General features: G+C 44.3%; 22 protein-coding genes. 8 read left to right on the forward strand and 14 right to left on the reverse strand.

The annotated features are described in order from the left end of the window. Positions 1 to 116: 116 nt before the first annotated feature. The 10 genes from AACQ79_RS05750 to AACQ79_RS05795 form a co-directional block, all read right to left on the reverse strand. Positions 117 to 1,583, reverse strand: coding sequence for a sigma-54 dependent transcriptional regulator (locus AACQ79_RS05750; protein WP_017045739.1), 1,467 nt, complete (start codon positions 1,581 to 1,583; stop codon positions 117 to 119). Between the two features lie 248 nt (positions 1,584 to 1,831). Next, positions 1,832 to 2,242 carry a flagellar export chaperone FliS gene (gene fliS / locus AACQ79_RS05755; RefSeq protein ID WP_010318718.1) on the reverse strand — a complete coding sequence of 137 codons (411 nt, stop codon included), beginning with the start codon at positions 2,240 to 2,242 and terminating at the stop codon, positions 1,832 to 1,834. A 10-nt stretch (positions 2,243 to 2,252) separates the two neighbouring features. Then, the gene (locus AACQ79_RS05760; RefSeq protein WP_013856304.1) at positions 2,253 to 2,558 is read right to left on the reverse strand and encodes a flagellar protein FliT; all 306 of its coding nucleotides are present in this window, start codon (positions 2,556 to 2,558) and stop codon (positions 2,253 to 2,255) included. Between the two features lies 1 nt (position 2,559). Next, complete coding sequence (gene fliD, locus AACQ79_RS05765; protein ID WP_013856303.1) at positions 2,560 to 4,560, reverse strand: flagellar filament capping protein FliD; 2,001 nt, start codon at positions 4,558 to 4,560, stop codon at positions 2,560 to 2,562. 22 nt (positions 4,561 to 4,582) lie between these two features. Then, positions 4,583 to 5,011 (reverse strand): flagellar protein FlaG, encoded by a 429-nt coding sequence (gene flaG, locus AACQ79_RS05770; protein ID WP_013856302.1) that lies wholly within the window; start codon positions 5,009 to 5,011, stop codon positions 4,583 to 4,585. A 74-nt stretch (positions 5,012 to 5,085) separates the two neighbouring features. Continuing rightward, on the reverse strand, positions 5,086 to 6,216 hold the full coding sequence (locus tag AACQ79_RS05775) for a flagellin (protein ID WP_026028066.1): 1,131 nt from the start codon (positions 6,214 to 6,216) through the stop codon (positions 5,086 to 5,088). A 285-nt stretch (positions 6,217 to 6,501) separates the two neighbouring features. Next, the gene (locus tag AACQ79_RS05780) at positions 6,502 to 7,635 is read right to left on the reverse strand and encodes a flagellin (RefSeq protein ID WP_013856299.1); all 1,134 of its coding nucleotides are present in this window, start codon (positions 7,633 to 7,635) and stop codon (positions 6,502 to 6,504) included. Positions 7,636 to 7,878: 243 nt separating this feature from the next. Then, entirely contained in the window at positions 7,879 to 9,012 is a 1,134-nt protein-coding gene (locus AACQ79_RS05785; protein WP_170898740.1) for a flagellin, read from the reverse strand. Between the two features lie 125 nt (positions 9,013 to 9,137). After that, entirely contained in the window at positions 9,138 to 10,040 is a 903-nt protein-coding gene (locus tag AACQ79_RS05790) for a Dyp-type peroxidase (protein ID WP_013856296.1), read from the reverse strand. A 66-nt stretch (positions 10,041 to 10,106) separates the two neighbouring features. After that, on the reverse strand, positions 10,107 to 10,574 hold the full coding sequence (locus AACQ79_RS05795; RefSeq protein WP_017048865.1) for a DUF2919 domain-containing protein: 468 nt from the start codon (positions 10,572 to 10,574) through the stop codon (positions 10,107 to 10,109). Between the two features lie 179 nt (positions 10,575 to 10,753). Between AACQ79_RS05795 and AACQ79_RS05800 the strand changes: the two genes are divergently transcribed. Both AACQ79_RS05800 and AACQ79_RS05805 read left to right on the forward strand, forming a co-directional pair. Then, a complete protein-coding gene (locus tag AACQ79_RS05800; RefSeq protein WP_017045746.1) occupies positions 10,754 to 11,095 on the forward strand; it encodes a DUF2956 domain-containing protein in 342 nt (113 codons plus the stop codon). Between the two features lie 4 nt (positions 11,096 to 11,099). Further along, positions 11,100 to 11,453 (forward strand): DUF4156 domain-containing protein, encoded by a 354-nt coding sequence (locus tag AACQ79_RS05805; RefSeq protein WP_017047856.1) that lies wholly within the window; start codon positions 11,100 to 11,102, stop codon positions 11,451 to 11,453. Between the two features lie 21 nt (positions 11,454 to 11,474). Here AACQ79_RS05805 and AACQ79_RS05810 read toward each other — a convergent pair whose 3' ends face one another. After that, the gene (locus AACQ79_RS05810) at positions 11,475 to 11,762 is read right to left on the reverse strand and encodes a winged helix-turn-helix domain-containing protein (RefSeq protein ID WP_010318729.1); all 288 of its coding nucleotides are present in this window, start codon (positions 11,760 to 11,762) and stop codon (positions 11,475 to 11,477) included. Between the two features lie 203 nt (positions 11,763 to 11,965). On the opposite strand from AACQ79_RS05810, the gene AACQ79_RS05815 reads away from it, so the two are divergent. The 4 genes from AACQ79_RS05815 to AACQ79_RS05830 are packed head-to-tail and all read left to right on the forward strand — an operon-like array spanning position 11,966 to position 14,331. Next, positions 11,966 to 12,313, forward strand: coding sequence for an ArsC family reductase (locus AACQ79_RS05815; protein ID WP_170898742.1), 348 nt, complete (start codon positions 11,966 to 11,968; stop codon positions 12,311 to 12,313). Positions 12,314 to 12,329: 16 nt separating this feature from the next. After that, positions 12,330 to 13,463, forward strand: coding sequence for a succinyl-diaminopimelate desuccinylase (dapE, locus tag AACQ79_RS05820; protein ID WP_170898744.1), 1,134 nt, complete (start codon positions 12,330 to 12,332; stop codon positions 13,461 to 13,463). Positions 13,464 to 13,466: 3 nt separating this feature from the next. Next, complete coding sequence (locus tag AACQ79_RS05825; RefSeq protein WP_094500380.1) at positions 13,467 to 14,150, forward strand: M15 family metallopeptidase; 684 nt, start codon at positions 13,467 to 13,469, stop codon at positions 14,148 to 14,150. Between the two features lies 1 nt (position 14,151). After that, positions 14,152 to 14,331 (forward strand): DUF2897 family protein, encoded by a 180-nt coding sequence (locus tag AACQ79_RS05830; protein WP_170898746.1) that lies wholly within the window; start codon positions 14,152 to 14,154, stop codon positions 14,329 to 14,331. 43 nt (positions 14,332 to 14,374) lie between these two features. Here AACQ79_RS05830 and bamC read toward each other — a convergent pair whose 3' ends face one another. Next, a complete protein-coding gene (gene bamC / locus AACQ79_RS05835) occupies positions 14,375 to 15,394 on the reverse strand; it encodes an outer membrane protein assembly factor BamC (protein WP_170898748.1) in 1,020 nt (339 codons plus the stop codon). A 51-nt stretch (positions 15,395 to 15,445) separates the two neighbouring features. After that, positions 15,446 to 16,324: a 4-hydroxy-tetrahydrodipicolinate synthase gene (gene dapA / locus AACQ79_RS05840; RefSeq protein WP_026027300.1), complete on the reverse strand. Its 879-nt coding sequence runs from the start codon at positions 16,322 to 16,324 to the stop codon at positions 15,446 to 15,448. Positions 16,325 to 16,605: 281 nt separating this feature from the next. Between dapA and AACQ79_RS05845 the strand changes: the two genes are divergently transcribed. Continuing rightward, positions 16,606 to 17,148 carry a glycine cleavage system protein R gene (locus AACQ79_RS05845; RefSeq protein WP_013856284.1) on the forward strand — a complete coding sequence of 181 codons (543 nt, stop codon included), beginning with the start codon at positions 16,606 to 16,608 and terminating at the stop codon, positions 17,146 to 17,148. Positions 17,149 to 17,161: 13 nt separating this feature from the next. Next, a complete protein-coding gene (gene bcp, locus AACQ79_RS05850) occupies positions 17,162 to 17,629 on the forward strand; it encodes a thioredoxin-dependent thiol peroxidase (protein WP_013856283.1) in 468 nt (155 codons plus the stop codon). Between the two features lie 81 nt (positions 17,630 to 17,710). Here bcp and AACQ79_RS05855 read toward each other — a convergent pair whose 3' ends face one another. Beyond that, a complete protein-coding gene (locus AACQ79_RS05855; protein ID WP_064625783.1) occupies positions 17,711 to 19,582 on the reverse strand; it encodes a methyl-accepting chemotaxis protein in 1,872 nt (623 codons plus the stop codon). Positions 19,583 to 19,747 lie beyond the last annotated feature (165 nt).

Below are 19,747 nucleotides of genomic sequence, written 5' to 3' on the forward strand. Positions count from 1 at the left end.
CTATAAAACAACAATAGCCTAACACGCAAAATACATGCCAGGCTATTTTTCTTTAAAATCAAAGAATTAATCCATTGCCAATATATTGACTAAACTTTACCCATGCTGTTTTTTAATCACCGTTGCATATTGTATTTACGCATTTTTTCAACCAAGGTCGTACGGCGCATACCCAGCATATCAGCGGCACGCGCTACCACTCCGCCTTGAGCTTCAAGGGCTTGGTTGATCATATTGACTTCCAAGTCCGCCAATAGCTCTTTCAAATTCACGCCTTCAGGAGGTAATGACTGCGGTGCGTTGAGATTTTCGTGCATCTCTTCGACGTCTTCAAAACTGAAGTTTTCAGAGAAAATACCCGCCAGCACATCACGTTCTTGGTCTTCAACTGAGCCATAGGAGCTGTGCTCTGGTTGGAATTCTGGAATATCACTATAGCGGTATTTAGTTGGTAAATGATTGACGTCGACGAGACTATTTGGATAGAGAATGATCATCCGCTCAACTAAATTCGCTAGCTCACGAACATTGCCCGGCCAATTGTGTTCCATTAACGAATTGACTGCTCGCGGGGTAAAACAAAATGGCTGTCCACCTTCCGCTTCCATACGTGTCATGAGTTCTTGTAACAGCAATGGGATGTCGTCTTTGCGATCTTTTAGCGCTGGCATTTCAATTGGGAAAACATTGAGTCGATAGTAAAGATCTTCACGAAATGATTCATCATCAATCATGTTTTCTAAATTGCGGTGAGTCGCTGACACCACACGCACATTCACTTTAATGGTGGTGTTACCGCCCACACGTTCAAAGCAGCGTTCTTGTAACACACGCAACAACTTTACCTGCATCGACATCGGCATATCACCGATCTCATCGAGAAATAAAGTACCGCCTTCGGCAAGCTCAAAACGACCTTTACGCGCGGTTATCGCTCCGGTAAACGCCCCTTTTTCATGACCAAATAATTCACTTTCAAGTAAATCAGCCGGAATCGCACCACAGTTAATCGGCACAAACGGACCGTTGCGGCGTGCAGAATGATAATGGATGTTACGCGCAACCACTTCTTTGCCCGTTCCAGATTCACCTAAGATCAACACATTAGCTTCTGTGCCTGAGACTTGCTCAATCAAATGGCGAACTTCTTGGATACCATGACTTTGGCCTACAAGGCTACGAAATAAGGTATTCTTACGCGATGTAGAGGGAACTTGCACGCCTTTACGTCCTAAAAATTCTTTGCAATGTCGTAATGCGTCACTCAGTTGAGGATAATTAAGGGGTGACTCAAGTTCACCGACGTATTGAGTAAATTCTTCCAATGAATATGGCTGCTTGTTTGCCATTAGAAGTGGAATATAGTTGGCCTTAGTCAACCACTGAGCTATCTCATCAGTTAACTGCTCACTTTTTAGCGATCCAATAATGCAGCCCCCCCACAATCTTGAACAATCAATATCCTTGATTTGGGATGACTCGATCGCCTCGCAGTGCTCTCCAACAAATTCTAAAATGTTACTTAGATTGAGACGGATCTGCGGATCGTCTTCTATCACAAGCAGTTTTGCTAAACCTTGCATAGGTGAGAATATTTGCCTTAAATCAGAGAAATTGTGGCCGCACTTCTGAAAATCGTTATTCAGTTTTGTTTTTCTATAATCACTTGATTAAACGATAGACAATTTGTGGAATTCAGCAACAAAAAAAGCCATTAGGCTAGTAATGGCTTCTATTCTATGGAATAAAAAAAATAAGGCAACCAAGCAATGAGCTGGTGTGACATCAGTTAAAACTTTAAAAAATAAGTGCCTAAAGTTTTATAAATAACTTATATGCCCACTTCGCTTGCCGTTAGATTGTGGTATTCAGGAGGGATTTGATCCCATGCTGATTTAATTTCTCGAATGATGTCGATCACATCATCCAGTGGTTGCGGGTCATTTTGATGATTCGCTTCGGTGATCTGAGTGATCATAAATTCATAAAGCTGATCTAAATTTTTTGCAATATCCCCGCCATCACTCATCGATAAGCAACTGCGTAAGCTAATAATGATATCCAATGCTTTACCAAGGCGCTCACCCTTACTTGGGATATTGCCCTGTAGCATTGCTGCTTTTGCTTGAATAAGGCGTTCAATGGCACCCGCCATCAACATTTGTACGACTTTATGCGGCGAGGCCGCACTGAGCTGGCTATCCACTGATACCTTTTTGTATGCCTGTAAAGAACCGCGCATAGTCTTCCTCTTATAAAAACTTTTTGTATTGCTGAACGGATTTATTACCGTGTCGGTATTTTTGGAGCGTTCTACCGATCTCGACCGTTTTTGACTGCATCAGTTCAACAAGATGTTTAGTTTCATCAATAGCCTCTCGCCATTGGCTCGACATTGCAAACTGTGGATTTTCTGACGCATGCGTCAGTAAGTTTTGCAATATCCGTTCCCTTTTATCGACAAGATGATTGATTTCTTCAGTATTAATTTCATCAATGACAAGCATTGCTCTTATTTGGTGATCTAGATCACTTAAAAGGTCGAGTTGCTGTTCCATATCAGCCGCCTAACGCATTCATCATACCAGCTAATTGGTTCTGCATTTTACTGGTCGCGTCTTGCATTGCTGAAAACTTAGAATGCGTTCGCTTCTCCAAACTGTCCATGCGGCGATCGAGTGCCGCTTGGTCGTCCGCCACACGGTAGTTGCGTTCTACTAAGCTTTTTTCGCGTGTGCGAATCGACCCCGTCACCCCCGTCATGCTCTGAATAGCATCTTCAACCCGTTTGGCAAATCCTTGGTTTCCACCAAAGAACTCACCTAGCTTATTAAAGTTGTTATTGAGTTGGCGATCTAGCATGTCGTAGTTAATTTCAAGTGTCCCTTGGCGTGTGGTGGTAATACCAAACTCAATCAGACTTTTGATCTCTTCTGGAGCCTGCTCAATTCTAGTCGAAAAAACACTACGTAGGCGGGAGTCTGCACTGCGCACAATACTGTCACCCGCCAGTGGCCCAGCTTGGCCAGTCCGAGGGTCAACGCCTCCAAGTTCTTTAGAGACCTGATAAAACTGATTATACGCCGCGACAAATTGTTCAATATCATCTCGCACGGTTTTGCGGTCATATTCGATGCCAATTTCAGCCGGTGGTTTGCCTTTGGCCGTTTGCCCTTTAAGGGTCAAATCAACCCCTTCAATTGCATCTTCAATCACGTTGTTGTTGCTAGAAAGGGTCGCCACACCGTCCAAAACCACCACGGAATCTTGGCCTGCTTGTACTTGAGTCATACCTTGATAGGCGTCAAACGATGCTTGTGCCGCTCTAAGTTCAGCATCTGCTTTGTCCACTTTATCTAAATACTCACGCTCTTGCGGGTCAAGCTTTTCACGCTCTTTCTGCTTGGCTTGCTCTGGCGTCAGTTCACCACTACGCACCGCCGCCGCAACCGCGGCTTTTTCAGCTGCTAATTGCTGTTCAAGCTTGGCTTGCGCTTCTTTGGGGGTTACATAGGAGTCAACCAAAGTACCAGAAGCAGTATTAGTCCAACCGGGCACATCTGGCGCTTTTTCTAACGCGGTCGCATCAAGCTCTGGCTCAGGTTCATAGTAGGAATCGAGCAAGGTGCCAGAGGCGGTTTCAGTCCACCCTGGAATACGATCTTGCGGTTTCAGATATTTATTGGCAGCAACACCGGCGGCGGCAGCAGCTTTGACGGCGGCGTCGGTTAATTCACCGGCAGCATTAGCAACTTTACCGTCGGCAGCTACTTGCCCGGCGACTTCTTGAACACCACTCGCCATACTTTGGTCAACTTCGCGTGCCGCCGCACCTATTTTCTCGGCGACTTTTGCAGCGATAGCTTGTTGAGCTGGCGTGAGTGGTGCAATGATTTGTTGCGCCGCAGCGCGTGCTTTTTCTAAATCTTTAACGCGCTCTTCCAGCGTTTTGTATTCTAGATTTTTGAGCGGATTTCCGGCATCAGACTGAGCATTAATTTTAATGTCATGATCTTTTCCAGATAGATTAGAGGCCACAATCAAACGTGGCCCTTCAACATCATTGATTACCGAAGCACGAACTCCAGGATTGGTTTTAGTGCTGTTGATACCGCGAACGATATCAATCAATTTTGAATTGGCTTGGACATCAACATCAAACTTCTGATCACCAAGTGAAATCTGCAGCTTACCAGGACCAAACTTTGCCTCTTTATCTAAAACATCCGAGGCAACTTTATGGCTCTGTGCAAGCTGCAACACATCGATAGCATATTTACCTGCTATTGCGTCAGTGGTGGCTGTCGCGGAGACGACATTTTCATCAGTAGTATCGACTTTTCGCAAAGCGAAAGCCTTCTCCTGACGAAAATTCGTCATAAGATTTTTCATCGTATCCAGCGACTCTTTGAGCCGGCCGTAGGCACTGATACTGGCATCAATTTGGCCAAGCTCATTATCAATGCGTTGCTGCTTAGGAACGCGCTCTGCATTGACAATTTTGCTGACCAAGGAATTGATATCCATGCCAGTATTCATACCCATCGGGCCTAAGCTCATTAAATCACCTCAAAAACTACGATTACACCTTAGCAACCAATAAACCTGTACTGTGGTCTTTTTGTCTGGCAAGGCGTCGCAAAACCTCTAGCATTTCCTCGTTCGGGATCTGACGAATAATGTCACCAGTACTGGCTTCATAAATCGTCACAACATCCCGTCCTGATTCTTCATCGACTCTAAACGCTAAGTCTTTGTTGATAGATGAGATAAATTCATTCATCTGCTCTACCATCTTGGCTCTTTCCGATTTGTTGATCTGCTCTCGTTGCTGTGCAAGCTCGATTGCCGCTTCAACGCTTTGGTTTTGCCTATTTCTTAACTGTTCAGTACGATTCACCTCATTTTGTTTCGAGGAAGCGCGTGTCGCGCCATCGTTTTCTGAAGCAAATTTAATGCCACTTTGCGAGCCGTAAGGCTGGATGTTCGATGTGTAGGATGGTATTTCCATAACAATCTCCCTTCCACCTCATAGGTTGGCAGTGAAAACACTGCTTTCCCCACAAAGCTCCATTCGCCTATCGGTTAACCCAATAGACTAAGAGCTGCAGATGGTGACTGCTTCGCCTGTGCCAAAACTGACGTACTCGCTTGCTGCAAAATCTGCGACTTCGTCATTTGGGTTGTTTCACGGGCATAATCAGTATCCTTAATTCGACTACGAGAAGCGTTGACGTTCTCGTTGATGTTATCAAGGTTACTGATGGCATGACCGAAACGGTTCTGGAATGCACCTAACGAGGCACGTTGGCTATCAACGGCCTTTAGTGCACCATCAATCAAAGCTACAGCTTCCTGAGAGCCGCCAACCGTTGTGACATTAATGTCTTTGACGGTTACGTCTTTACCTGCAGCAAAACCAATTTCAGTACCCAGTCCACCACCAATAGTGACATCGCTTGAGACTTTTTGATTGGCGGCAAACAGTTGTAGTTTACCTTCATCACCGACTGAAGCTTTGATGTCACCATTTTGACCATTAATGTAAGTAGCGACTTCTTCTAAGTCATCACCCGCTTTAGCGTTAATGGTGACTTCGCGAGCTTCTCCTTGTTTATCAGTATAGCTCAGAGTCAGATCCGTCGCATTGGTGACTGACCAGTCAGGCGCTTTGCCATTTGTCGCGACATAACTCTTACCGCCCATCGCTTTTGTGTCAGAACGCATGTCGCTCATGGAAAGCATCACAGCTTCACCAGAATCGGCACCAATTTGGAAAGATTTATTACCAAACGAACCATTTAGCAGTTTATTACCACCAAACGAGGTTGTTTCAGCAATACGGTTTAATTCATCATTGAGTGCTGAGACTTCCTCTTGGATCGCTTGGCGTTCTGAACTTGAGTTAGAACCGTTTGCTGATTGCAAAGAAAGATCTCGCATACGTTGCAAGATGTTGGTGGTTTCATTCATTGCACCCTCTGCGGTTTGTGCAATGGAGATACCATCATTTGCGTTTCTTACCGCCATATCTAAGCCACGGCTTTGTGACGTTAAACGGTTTGAGATTTGTAGACCCGCTGCATCATCACGCGCGCTATTGATTTTATAGCCCGATGACAGACGCTCCATCGATTTCTGCGTACCATCAGCGGCGTTATTTAAATAACGCTGTGCGGTCATTGCAGACACGTTAGTGCTTACATTAATTGCCATATTGATCTCCTTAGGCATTGTGTTGATGTACTTCCGTGTCTCTCACCTCACGTCGGTACACCTCATTTCTCTCGTATCCTTTAACGGCGAAAGATTTATATCCTTTAGAAAAAAATAAGCCTTTTTTTAAAATTTATGCAGCGAGCATGAGAAATGTGATTAGCGTCAAAAAGTAAGAAAGATAATGCTGCATCGACTAACACTTTTTCCACTTTGCCGCTAAGCAAAAAAATCCAGCCGAGGCTGGATTTTCATTAAGGATAACTCTTGAGCTATTGGGCTCTTTTAGCCAAGTAAGCTAAGTGCCGCTTGTGGCGCTTGTTTTGCTTGAGCCAGCACTGAGCTTGATGCTTGAGAAAGAATTTGCGACTTAGTAAGCGCTGTTGTTTCTTTGGCAAAGTCAGTATCTTTAATGCGGCTCTTAGAAGCACTCACGTTTTCGTTAATGTTATCTAAGTTGCTGATTGCATGGCTAAAGCGATTTTGGAATGCACCTAATTGTGCGCGGTGGCTATCTACAAATTGCAGTGCAGCATCAACAATGGCAACCGATTCTTGAGCGCCACCCACAGAGGTCACATCAATGACATCTACGGTAACAGCTTGACCAGCTTGCATGCCGAGCTCACCAGCAAGACCACCTGCGAATGTTACAGGGCCTTCTACTTTATTACTGCCAGCGAAGACTTGTAGTTTTCCTTCATCATCAACTGATGCTTTCACCATATCAGTTTGGCCGTTGATGTAAGTCGCCAACTCTTCAATATCATCGCCTTCTTTAGCTGAGATATTGATAGTCTGATCTGTACCTGAAGTATCTTTCAGTGTGATTTGTAGATCGTTGCTGCCGGCTTGAACTGACCAATCTTTATCTTTGCCGTTCGCCGCTTGGTAGCTTGTGCCGCCCATCATAGCATTGTCACTACGCATGTTGTTTAGGCTAAGCATGACGGCTTCACCGTTATCCGCACCGATTTGGAATGACTTAGTTTCAAAAGTACCGTTAAGTAATTTGTTACCACCAAATGATGTGGTTTCTGCGATACGGTTTAACTCGTCATTCAGAGCGGTGACTTCTTCTTGAATCGCTACACGGTCTGCTTTTGAGTTTGAACCGTTAGCTGATTGCAGTGACAAGTCACGCATACGTTGCAAAATGTTGGTCGTTTCATTCATCGCACCCTCAGCGGTTTGTGCAATAGAAATACCGTCATTCGCATTACGTACTGCTACGTCAAGACCGCGGCTCTGAACATTCAAACGGTTAGAGATTTGTAGGCCTGCCGCATCATCTTTTGCGCTGTTGATTTTAAAGCCAGAAGATAGGCGTTCCATTGATGTTTGTTGTGCATTGCTAGCGCCGTTTAGGTAACGCTGTGCTGTCATCGCTGATACGTTGGTATTTACATTAACTGCCATGGTGATTACTCCAATTGATTTTCCGATGTTTCCGGTTTCCGACGTCTCGGAAAACCAAATAGTTCTCTCAAAGTTACTTTTTATAACGGCGGTATTTTCCAAAGCTTGAGGATTTTTTTTCAATTTTCTTAAAAAAAATGTGTTTAGTGTAAAAAACAGGACAAGAGGTCAAAAACCCATCAAAAAGGTAATAATTTCGCTAAAGAGTTGTTGATAAAGGTCGATAATTGTTGATTTTTATCGCTAGCGAAGTAAGGCCAATGCTAGGTTTGGCTGTTTTTTGGCTTGCGCAAGAATAGAGATACTGACTTGTTGTAGGATTTGCTGTTTTACCATTTGGGTGGTCTCTTTCGCATAGTCCGTATCTTTAATTCGACTGTTTGAAGAAGCGAGGTTTTCATGTACGTTGTCGAGGTTGTTGATGGCGTGGTTAAAACGGTTTTGCAACGCGCCTAACTCAGAGCGATGGCTATCAACGTACTGCATTGCGGTATCAATGACGGCAACCGCCCGCTGCGCACCACCGACTTCGGTAATATCAAGAGTGTCTACTGCTTCATATCCCGTCACATTCATTTGCAACTGATTGGCTAAGCTACCTTTAAAATCAATAGTCCCAGAGGTTTCTTTACCCGCCATGAACAGCTGTAGCTGTCCTTTGTCGTTGACTGACGCCGATACTTTATCGGTTTGCCCATTGATGTAGGTTGCCAACTCTTCAATATCGTCCCCTACTTTTGCTTGGATTTGAATGTTGTGCTGTTTTCCCTTGGCATCGGTATAGCTCATGGTGAGCTGCCGATTATCTTGTGTCACCCGCCACTGGCTATCCGCCATGCCTGCCGCAACATAGCTAAAGCCCCCCATATCCAAACTGTCTGAACGCATATTTTTTAACGAAACTTGCACTGCTTCGCCAGAGCTCGCCCCTATCTGAAATGAGGATTGACCAAACGAACCGTTCAGTAACTTACGACCACCAAAAGAGGTGGTTTCAGCAATTCGGTTTAATTCATCGTTCAAGGCGCCCATTTCTTCCTGTAAAGCTTGCCTATCCGCTTTACTGTTCGCGCCATTCGCCGACTGCAAAGAGAGATCTCGCATACGCTGAAGCAGGCTGGTGGTCTCTTGCATTGCACCTTCAGCAGTCTGCATGATTGAAATGCCATCATTAGCATTGCGTACAGCGACATCTAAGCCCCTCATTTGCGACTCAAGGCGATTCGAAATTTGTAAACCTGCAGCATCATCTTTGGCACTATTAATACGCTTCCCGGAAGCAAGACGCTCCAAAGATTGATTCAACATTTCGCTTGCTGAGCCTAAGTGGCGCTGCGCAATCAAAGCAGAAACATTGGTATTAACGGTAATTGCCATAACAGACCCATGCCATAGAATGAATGATCTCTTTATCGGACAGTAGACGCTTTTCTTTACATAAAATGCTTAAAAAAGAAAAACCGAGCACAAGGCTCGGTCCGATAGTAGGTCAGTATTGAAACTTACTTTAGTTCAAGATGTTGCAGCATCTCAGCTGAAGGGGCAAAAAAGTACGCACCCGTTACGGCCTTGGTAAAGCGCAGCAGTTGGTCTGTTTTACCGTCCGCCACACCATACATACTTTCCAACATCACTTTAAAGTTATGCAGCGTATGGCAATAAGCAATGAATAGTAAACCGTGCTCACCACTCACCGTACCGTAAGGTAAGCTGTGACGAACAATTTTTAGCCCTTTCCCCTCTTCTTTGATATCGACACGGCCAACGTGAGACGCTGCTGGTACATTATCAAGCTCAATCGAATCAGGCTTAGTGCGCCCAATCACTTTTTCTTGCGCCGCCACATTTAAGCGATTCCAAGCTGGAAGGTTATGCACAAAACGCTGCAACATCACATAGCTGCCGCCAGCAAATTCACCATCAGCAATCAGTGCAACTTCTTGACGTTTTTCGGCTTTAGGGTTTTCAGTGCCATCGATAAAGTCCGTCATATCTCGCGCATCTAAGTAACGAAATGAGTAGGTTTCATCCACCATTTCAACCAACTCAGCCACGGGTTCCATCCATTTACGCAACACATAAAACAGCAAGTCATGACGCTGAGAATGGCAGTGAATCAACACATCCACCTCGGTACTTGGTGCTATGGTTTCGCCTTCACCAAGCTCAGGAAAATCAATCAGCTCTTGTGGTATGCTTTGGTTTAAACGCTGCCAAAAGGTGCGAGTAAATGCGACCGACACGGTTAATTCAGCGCCGGGTTGATGTTGATTTATCTCATTGACTAAAGCGGGCAATGCTTTTAATTGCGCTAAAACATGCGCCGGATTTTGCTTTACTTTTAAAAGGCTAAATAGTGCAAACGGACCTGCTTCAGGCAGAATCGCGGTTTGAGGTTGTGTCATAAAATATCCTCACTTACTTATTTTTGCTCAGTGTAATTCAGTTTTTTGGGGCGACCTTGATTGGGATCACGCCTTGTCTATGAGCGGGATAGAAAAACAATCACGCACACTTTTACTCTTCAGTAGATATAGGCCAAACCATAACAGCACCAACAGTGTGCTTGCATTGGCCCAATTAAAAACGCCGTGCTCTAAATAGATATGATAAAGCGTTTGCATAAATTGCAAGATAACCATAAGTAACGTCAGCGGTTTTCCCATGCTGACGATGCGGTTTAGCCACGATCGTTCAGGAGCACGTAAGCTGATAAGCCACATCAGAATGATACTTGGCAACCCTATAATCAACCCCAAATAAAGCATCGAATGGTCTGGGTAAACAATGGTTAAAATCGTCGTACCATTATCTCGGCTTGCTCCTGCCACCACGAAAACAACCCAAGCTTTTGCCAAAAATAACCAACCAAGCCAGATAAGTTTAGGGGCTTTAAGAAAACCATGTTGGTCGTATCGCTCTAACGCATAACGCATCAATACCTTCGCTCTTTTAAAAAAACGTTTTTACTTTAGCGAATCGATTTCAAATAGCTAGCCAGATCTTTTGCTCTTGACCAGTTTCTAACTTGAACATCACGCATAGTGATCAATCTCAATAGTGAAGGATGACGATACGTGATAGGGTAAGCGCCTGTCTATAGCCGCTTGTAAACGTTATGAATAAAACGATTATTCCCTCAGAACAAACTCAGCAACAAGCCATGAAAGTCGCCTTAGCCACTCAAAAGCAAGGGCAAACGAAAGAACAAACCAAGCTGATCGCTCAAGGCATTGAGAAAGGCATAGCCTTGTATAAAAAGCAGCAAAAAGAGAAAAGCCGACAGGCAGATAAAGCCAAAAAAAGAGCATTGCAGCTAAAGAAAACCGCACAAAATACGGAAGAAGAACCCGCACACATTGAAACTTCATCCAGCTTGGTATCGACCTCATGGTTACCTTGGGCACTGCTGATCGTGAGCTGGCTTGGTTTTATCTCTTATCTAGTTCTGAAAGGTTAAACTGATGAAAAGACTGTCTATATTATTGCTGGCAGCGCTAATGATAGGCTGTAGCTCATCACACAGCCCACTCCCAAACGATGCAGATCGCATCCAAATTCGTACTGATGCCGGATTTGATGCTGGTCAGTGTGACTGGTTAGGGGATGTGACAGGCAGTGAAGGTTACTGGTTCAGCTCTTGGCTCATTCCCAATGACAAATTAATTCGAAGGGCAGTAAACGAGCTAAAAACTCACGCTCATCAACTGGGAGGCGATACAGTAACGCTCGACTACTCCAATTATTTCAAAACCTCTGTCACGATTTTCGGTACTGTTTATCGTTGCTTACCCAATGTGGATATGAAAACACCATAAAAAAAGCCAGCAAATGCTGGCTTATGCACTAAATCCAAGGCTAGTCGCAATATCACAGCGACGATCTAATACCCATTGACTATCAAATGGCCCCCAATCAGAGAGTTGATAGTAACCATCATTGTGACGCCTTCCATCTTGAACAAACATCAGTTCAATCCCTATTCCTGGCAGTGCTTTCAGGACATCCTGAATCGTACGGCGAGGCCACCCCGTTTTTTCGATGAGTTTGGGCACGTTTGGTCTTTCAAGGCTTTCTACTAACAAAGCTAAATACAGTCGCCTTGCAAAAACAGGACTCAGTTCCATTGACACCTCCTATTACTGTGCCGCTTCATTATTTCTGTTTTCACATTTAGAGTGTTGCGTTCGATCAATAACTTTCCAATCGTAAGCAACTGAAACACATTTTTTTTAAACAACGAAATAAAAGCATCTCTATTTTGTAAGCCACAGCGCTTCCTGATAGGATTTGACCATTAAAAAAATAATACGCCTCAACAAGGATTTTTATGACGATCACCATGTATGGCATCCCCAACTGCGACACCATTAAAAAAGCACGGAAATGGTTGGAAGCTGCGGGGGTGGATTACCAATTTCATGACTACCGCAAACAAGGTATTGATGCCGAGCTCGTGGCTCAGTTTTGCCAAGCGCTTGGTTGGGAAAATGTACTCAATAAACGCGGTACAACTTTTCGTCAGCTCACGCCCTCACAAAAAGAGTCATTAGATGCTAACAATGCAGTGACCTTGCTGGTTGAGCAACCTGCTATGATCAAACGACCTATTTTATTGGTCGACACCCATTACCATCTCGGTTTTAATGCTCAGCAATACTCTGCTATTTTCTCTTAATACAAGGATTTCAAGGATGACAGACAGCCCTGTACTGGCGCTCGCAAAAGATCTCATTAGTCGCCAATCAGTAACTCCTGAGGATGCAGGTTGCCAAGACCTGATGATTAAACGCTTACAAGCGCTAGGGTTTGAAGTGGAAACAATGGTCTTTGAAGATACCACTAATTTTTGGGCTCGCCGCGGCACTCAATCGCCTCTTTTTGCCTTTGCTGGCCATACGGATGTGGTTCCCGCGGGTCCTTTAGCGCAGTGGCATACAGCGCCGTTTGAACCGACTGTAATTGATGGTTATTTACATGGGCGCGGGGCGGCAGATATGAAAGGCTCGCTTGCTTGCATGGTTGTCGCTGTCGAGCGCTTTATTGAACAGCACCCTAACCATCAAGGTTCGATTGCCTTTTTGATCACTTCAGATGAAGAAGGGCCATTCATCAATGGCACCACTCGCGTAGTCAATACGTTAATGGCGCGTAATGAGCCAATTGATATGTGTATCGTCGGTGAGCCATCGAGTACATTAAATGTGGGCGATGTGATAAAAAATGGCCGTCGTGGCTCAATTACAGGCGATCTACAGATAAAAGGGATTCAAGGACACGTTGCTTATCCTCACCTTGCTAATAACCCGATTCACCAAGCCTTGCCTGCGTTAGCCGAACTTGCGGCAATAAAATGGGATGAAGGGAACGCTTATTTCCCACCGACCAGCTTCCAAATTCCAAACTTGCAAGCTGGCACGGGAGCATCAAATGTCATCCCCGGTGAGTTTGACGTGCAGTTTAACTTCCGTTTCAGTACCGAGTTAACCGATGAAGAGATCAAGCGCCGCGTGCATTCTATCTTAGATGCCCATGGATTGGATTATGAATTGCGCTGGACGTTAAGCGGCCAACCTTTCTTGACCGATACGGGCTCATTACTGACTGCCGTCGTTAAAGCCGTCGATGAGGTGAACCACAAATCCCCAGAGCTATTAACGACGGGGGGCACATCTGATGGACGCTTTATTGCCCAGATGGGCGCACAAGTGGTCGAACTTGGTCCTGTTAACGCGACAATTCATAAAGTTAATGAGTGCGTTAAGATTGCCGATTTAGAGAAACTGACGGATATGTACCAAAAAACCCTAGAGAATTTATTGGTGTAACCCATGACTCCAGAGCAGTTGACCGGACAAACCGACTCCCATTTAACATCAGTGCTGATTGGGCAGAAATCTTTCTTGGTTCACCCCGGGGTGATCCAAGATTTGCTCGATCTAAAGCAAGCGGCTGACGACGCTGGTTTTGATTTCCATATCGCCAGTGGGTTTCGTGATTTTGAACGCCAGTTGAACATCTGGAATCGGAAAATGTCAGGGCAAGCCGAATTACTTGATAATAACAGTCAACCGGTAAACCCTGCTCAGTTAAGCGAAGAACAAAAGATATTCACGATTTTGCGCTGGTCAGCGCTGCCCGGTAGCAGCCGCCACCATTGGGGGTGTGACTTTGATGTTTTTGATCGCAAAGCATTACCGACAGGTGTCACGCTCAAGCTTGAACCGTGGGAATATCTCTCAGGCCACCAAGCTCCTTTTTACCAATGGATGAAGGAGCATTTACCTAAATTTGGTTTTTTCTTCCCCTACCAAGGAAAGAAAGGCGGTGTTGCGTTTGAACCTTGGCATATTAGCCACAAAACAGCGGCTAAAGACTGTCTTGACCTGTTGACGCCAAGCGTATTGGCGACACAGCTTGAAAACATGCCGCTCCTAGGTGTGTCGACGGTACAAGAGAACTTAGATCGGATCTACACTCAGTACATTGTTAACATCAGCCAACCGGAGTCCTAATATGGAATTCATTACCAACCCTTGGGTTATCACTATTGTAATCTTAGCGGTGTTTATCGGTAATATTGCCGCGCTGAAATACACGGCTAACATGAAATTTGGCTTGAAAGGAAAGAAGAGTGATCTGGATAAACTCAACGAACTTGATAAGCACGAAGACTCAGATTCAGAGCAAAGATAAAGGGACTTTCGTCCCTTTATTTTTCATGGATTCGTCATCACAATTACTGACGCTCGGCAATCGCCGACAGTACAGGCACCATATCTTTCAATAGATCCTCTTCCACCGGCTTGCCGGCTGAATTGGTCACGTTGATCGAGGTACGGTTGCCTAGATCACCTAATAAGAAGGTGTAAGTTCCACTTTTCAGCGAGATAGGTTTCACCCCAATGTCTTGCCAAAAGGCGTCATCTGGCGCGGAGTATTTCGCTTTTATTGTACCTTGAGATTGATTGCGCTCTTCGAGCGTAAAACCGAACTGCGGCATAAGATTAGGCAAACGTTGCCACAGAACATCGTAAGAGGTACGAGCAATAATGACAGGGAAACCACTACGGTCACTGCCCATCGTAATGGGGATCTGTTTAACCAACTGTTGAGCTTTACGTGCTGCTTCTTGACGTAGATCGGTATCGTAACGAGCCGTGACCAAATTGGTCATGAACGCATTATAACGCTCTTTATTGGTGGCACTCACTGGCATCTCTTTGTCACCTTCACGCCAACCAGTCAATGAAATCTTAAAGCCAAAACGATTATTCGCCATCACTCGTGAGATTTGGTAGCGGCTACCAATCTCAACTTCTTCATCTTCAGAAACCCAAGTCACCCAATCAGTATCAATCTGGTTTTCACTTTGTGCAGCGATACCAATGTTTCGCTCTTTAAGCATGGCTAACGCAGTTTGCCACACCTTGTCGGCTTCATCTTGCTTGATCATCCATAATGTCACTTCGCCATTTTGGCGCTCGGCACGCGCGCCAGGGATCAATTCTAATACTTGTTGAGGAGGACGAATATCCACAGTACGGCCAATGCCACCTTGGAAGTCACCTTCTGGTATTTGGTAGTTAAGATAAAACTGCGGAGTGGCTCCTTCAGGAAGTTGCCACTCTTTTAGAGCCGGGGTTTCTAAATAAGCAAAATCATCTTTTGCTTGGCGACGCTGAGAAGCGTTACCAGCACATGCGCTTAAAACAAAAACAGCTAGTGAACTGATAACTAGCTGATGAGTAAATTTCATTCAAACTCCTAGACTGCCGAGGAAAAAGCCTCGGCACAATATTGAATCGATTTAGAAGATACAAGCTTCGGTCATGGCTTGGGCAACAGTTGGTCGTGCTGGTTCAGACAGTTCAGTCAAAGGTAGACGTAGATCACCATTTGTAATCAATCCCATTTTGTGAGCAGCCCATTTCACTGGAATCGGGCTCGACTCAACAAACAGACCTTTATGCAAAGGCATTAAACGTTGATTAATAAGCTCAGCCTCGTCGAACCGGCCTTCTAATGCTAAGTGCATCATCTGCGCCATATCTTTAGCGGCAATATTATTCGTCACCGAAATAACACCTTGTCCACCTAATTTAACAAACTCCAAACCCGTCGCGTCATCGCCACTTAATAAAATAAAGTCTTTTCCACAAAGCTCACGATGAAGAGCCACTCGGCTCAAATCACCCGTTGCATCTTTCAAAGCGACAATCGTTTTAATTTCAGCAAGGCGAGCGACGGTTTCAGGACGCAAATCCACCGCTGTACGGCCTGGTACATTATAGAGAATCTGAGGGATATCAGTCTCTTGAGAAATTGCTTTGTAGTGTTGAAATAAACCTTCTTGGGTTGGTTTATTGTAATAAGGAGTCACACTTAAACAGCCAGCAATACCTGTGTTATTTAATAAACGGCTAAACGTTACCGCCTCATGAGTAGCATTCGCACCCGTTCCCGCAATCACAGGAATACGTCCTTCGGCAAACTCGACGGTTTTTGCGACAACTTTGACATGCTCTTCAACGGTTAGCGTGGCAGATTCACCCGTTGTTCCGACGGCAACAATGGCGTCAGTTCCGGCTGTCACGTGAAAGTCCACCAGCTTCTTCAAACTAACAAAATCAACCTCACCATCATGATTAAACGGTGTAATGAGCGCTACGATACTTCCTGAAAACATGTCCATCTCCCTAATTTGTTACTTTCTGCATGGTACTGTAAGGCGATTGAAAAACACAAGGGATTAAATTCGCTTAATCAGCCCATTTGGATGAATATTTATCAGATGTTAGAGGTTTAACAAACAACATCAATTAAGGGCAACTTTATAGCGGATCTGAATATGTCGATGTCAACAACACGTTATTTTCAAGACGGAGTTCTTAAAAAGCTATTCCACCACCGTTCCTCTATAATTTAACTGTGATAACATGCCCAAAACGATAAAAGTGAAGCGATATTATGACTCAGCATCTAGTGATCACTGCTGTAGGGACAGACCGCCCTGGTATCTGTAATGAAGTGGTACGTTTAGTTACGCAATCAGGCTGCAATATCATCGATAGCCGAATTGCTTTGTTTGGCAAAGAGTTCACGCTCATCATGCTGGTCTCTGGCAATACAAACCACATCACCCGAGTAGAGACAACCTTACCTTTATTAGGCCAACAACATGATCTCATCACCATCATGAAACGTACATCACCTCATGATTATCAAGATAATGCCTATACGGTTGAAGTGTTTGTTGAGTCTGAAGACAAAATTGGCCTAACAGAGAAATTCACTCAATTTTTTGCCAATCGTAATATTGGTATGGCTTCACTGAGTGCGCAGACGATTCATAAATCGAAGTTACATCTTGATCACGACCAATTTCATATTGCCATTACCGCCAGTGTCGATTCAGGGTGTAACTTAATGCAACTACAAGAAGAATTTGACAGTTTATGCAAGACACTGGATGTACAAGGTTCGCTCAACTTTATAAAAAACAGTCAATAAAAAAGGAAGAATAATGAAAACGCTTACTGCAGGCACGCCAGCACCTGCTTTTTCACTTTTAGATCAAGATGGAAATACCGTTTCCCTTGCTGATTTCTCAGGGAAAAAGGTGTTGTTCTACTTTTATCCTAAAGCCATGACACCAGGTTGTACTGTTCAGGCTCAAGGCCTTCGAGATGTAAAAGCAGAACTCGATGCTCATAACGTAGTGGTACTCGGAGTCAGCACAGATCCCGTGAAGCGTTTAGGAAAGTTCATTGAACGTGATCACTTAAACTTTACTTTATTATCCGATGAAGACCACGTGGTTGCTGAGCAGTTCGGCGTATGGGGTGAGAAGAAGTTCATGGGCAAAGTTTATGATGGCCTACACCGGATTAGCTTTTTAATTAACGAGCAAGGTATCATTGAACAGGTTTTTGATAAATTCAAAACCAAAGATCACCATGAAGTGGTACTTGATTATCTAAACGCCCAATAATCAAAGCTCGACTGAAATAAAAAATGCCAGTTCTTAATACTGGCATTTTTGTAACACGGCTAATCAAAAGTTGATGTGTAATTACACAATGAACTTATTGAGCAGAGCATCTTGCTCACGAACGTTTTCCGTTTGAACCTGCATTGCGATATTGGCTTCTTCAGCAGATTGTGCCACTTGCGTCGACAAATCTTTAATCTTCACTGTATTGGTGTTGATCTCTTCAGCCACAAGGCTTTGCTCTTCTGCCGCAGATGCAATTTGGATATTCATGTCCGAAATCACTTGTATCGCATCACGAATACGGTTCAGTGCCGAATTTGCCGTTTTCGCTTTATTTACCGCATCAACAGCCGTCGTTTTACTTTCATTCATAGCCGAAGAAACCGAACTCGCTCCTGCTTGTAATTGCTCAATCATACTGCGAATTTCGGTGGTCGATTGCTGAGTGCGCTGAGCTAGTGTACGCACTTCATCAGCAACAACGGCAAAACCACGGCCAGATTCACCCGCTCGAGCCGCTTCAATCGCCGCGTTTAAGGCAAGCAAGTTAGTTTGATCAGCAATGTCATTAATCACTTTCAAAATAGTTTCAATATTCGCCGTCGCGGACTCTAGGCCTTTCACCTCTTCCACCGCTTGGTCAATGCGGGCCGATAAATTGTCGATCGACAATGTCGTTTCACTGACCACACTGGAACCATCTTGCGTTGCTTCATCGGCTTCTTTCGCCGCTGCTGCTGCACCTTGCGCATTATTGGCGACTTCTGTCGATGTCACTGCCATTTCGTGCATTGCAGTGGCTAGTTGCTCTAACTCTTGTAACTGAGTGCGCATCGCTTCTGCTGACTCATGAGCACCTTGCACCGTGAGCTCTGTGCCACGCATGATCTCTTCACCAATCGCTTTTGATTGCGTGATCTGCTTTTGCAGCGTCTCAGTAAAGGTATTAAACCCTGATGCGAGTTGAGCAAACTCTTGGTCCGTATTGGTATCCAAGCGTTTGGTTAAATCCCCCTGCCCTGAGGCGACATCTTGAATCGCTTCATTGAGCACACCTAATGGACGCATTAACACTTTAATCAGTAGCGTCAAGCCAATCACACTCAACACAAGCCCAATTAACGTATAGATAATAGAGCTATTGCGTAATACGCCAATCGCATTGAAGGCGATGGATTCATCAACAATCGCACCGATGTACCAGTTCTCACTTGGAATATGAGTGAAGCTGACGAGATAACGGGTACCATCAATTTCAATCTGTTGGTCCCCCTCTTTCAGAGTCACTTGTGGTAAATAAGTCGATAACTTCTCACCATTATTTTTGGTATCAGGGTGGGCAATCGTCGCTCCGTCACCTGAAACAATAAAGAGGTAACCCGCATCGAATAAATTAATAGAGTTCACCAATTCAGCTAAACCCGTCAATTCCATATCGTAGAACATGGCACCAGAGAATCGACCTTGATCGTAAATAGGCGTACCAATAGAAATGATCACATTTTTGGTAGAAATATCGACATACGGCGCTGTAACGATAAGTTTTTTCGATGCTTTAGCATCCACAAACCAAGGGCGCTTGCGAGGATCGTAATCGGCGCTTGGTTCCCAACCGTCATCATTCTCCACCACTTTACCATCGGATTCATACCCTAACCCTATGGCTAAAAAGCTTTTTTTCAATTTCGGCTTTTCAAGAATATTTTTAACGTAATCCCGGTTGAGCGGATCAAGCTCAATCACTTCAGTCGTCGATTGAGCCAAGGTTTTTTTACTTTCCATTTCAGAAACAATGGTGTTTTTGACCCCAGCTTCCATTTCACTCAGACTTTTTGTAACTAGGGATTCTATTTCCGAGCGCACAATGCTCAGTTGCTGAATGGAAATAAGCGAGACGGTAACAAGCAGAAGTGCAGAAGAAGCTGCAACTATTTTTTGGCTAAACTTCATAAGTATCCCTCATTGATGCCAAATTAATTATCATTGTTGTGGTTATAGTTAGTTATCGCCAAGTTACAAAAAATCTATAGCTTTTTTACACATCCACTTAGTTCAGTCTAATCAATATTTACTATTTGGCAAAAAAAAAGCCTAAAACGATTACGGTTTAGGCTT

The sequence above is a fragment of the Vibrio sp. 3-2(1) genome (genome assembly GCF_963887575.1).
GTDB classification, from domain to species: Bacteria; Pseudomonadota; Gammaproteobacteria; order Enterobacterales; family Vibrionaceae; genus Vibrio; species Vibrio anguillarum.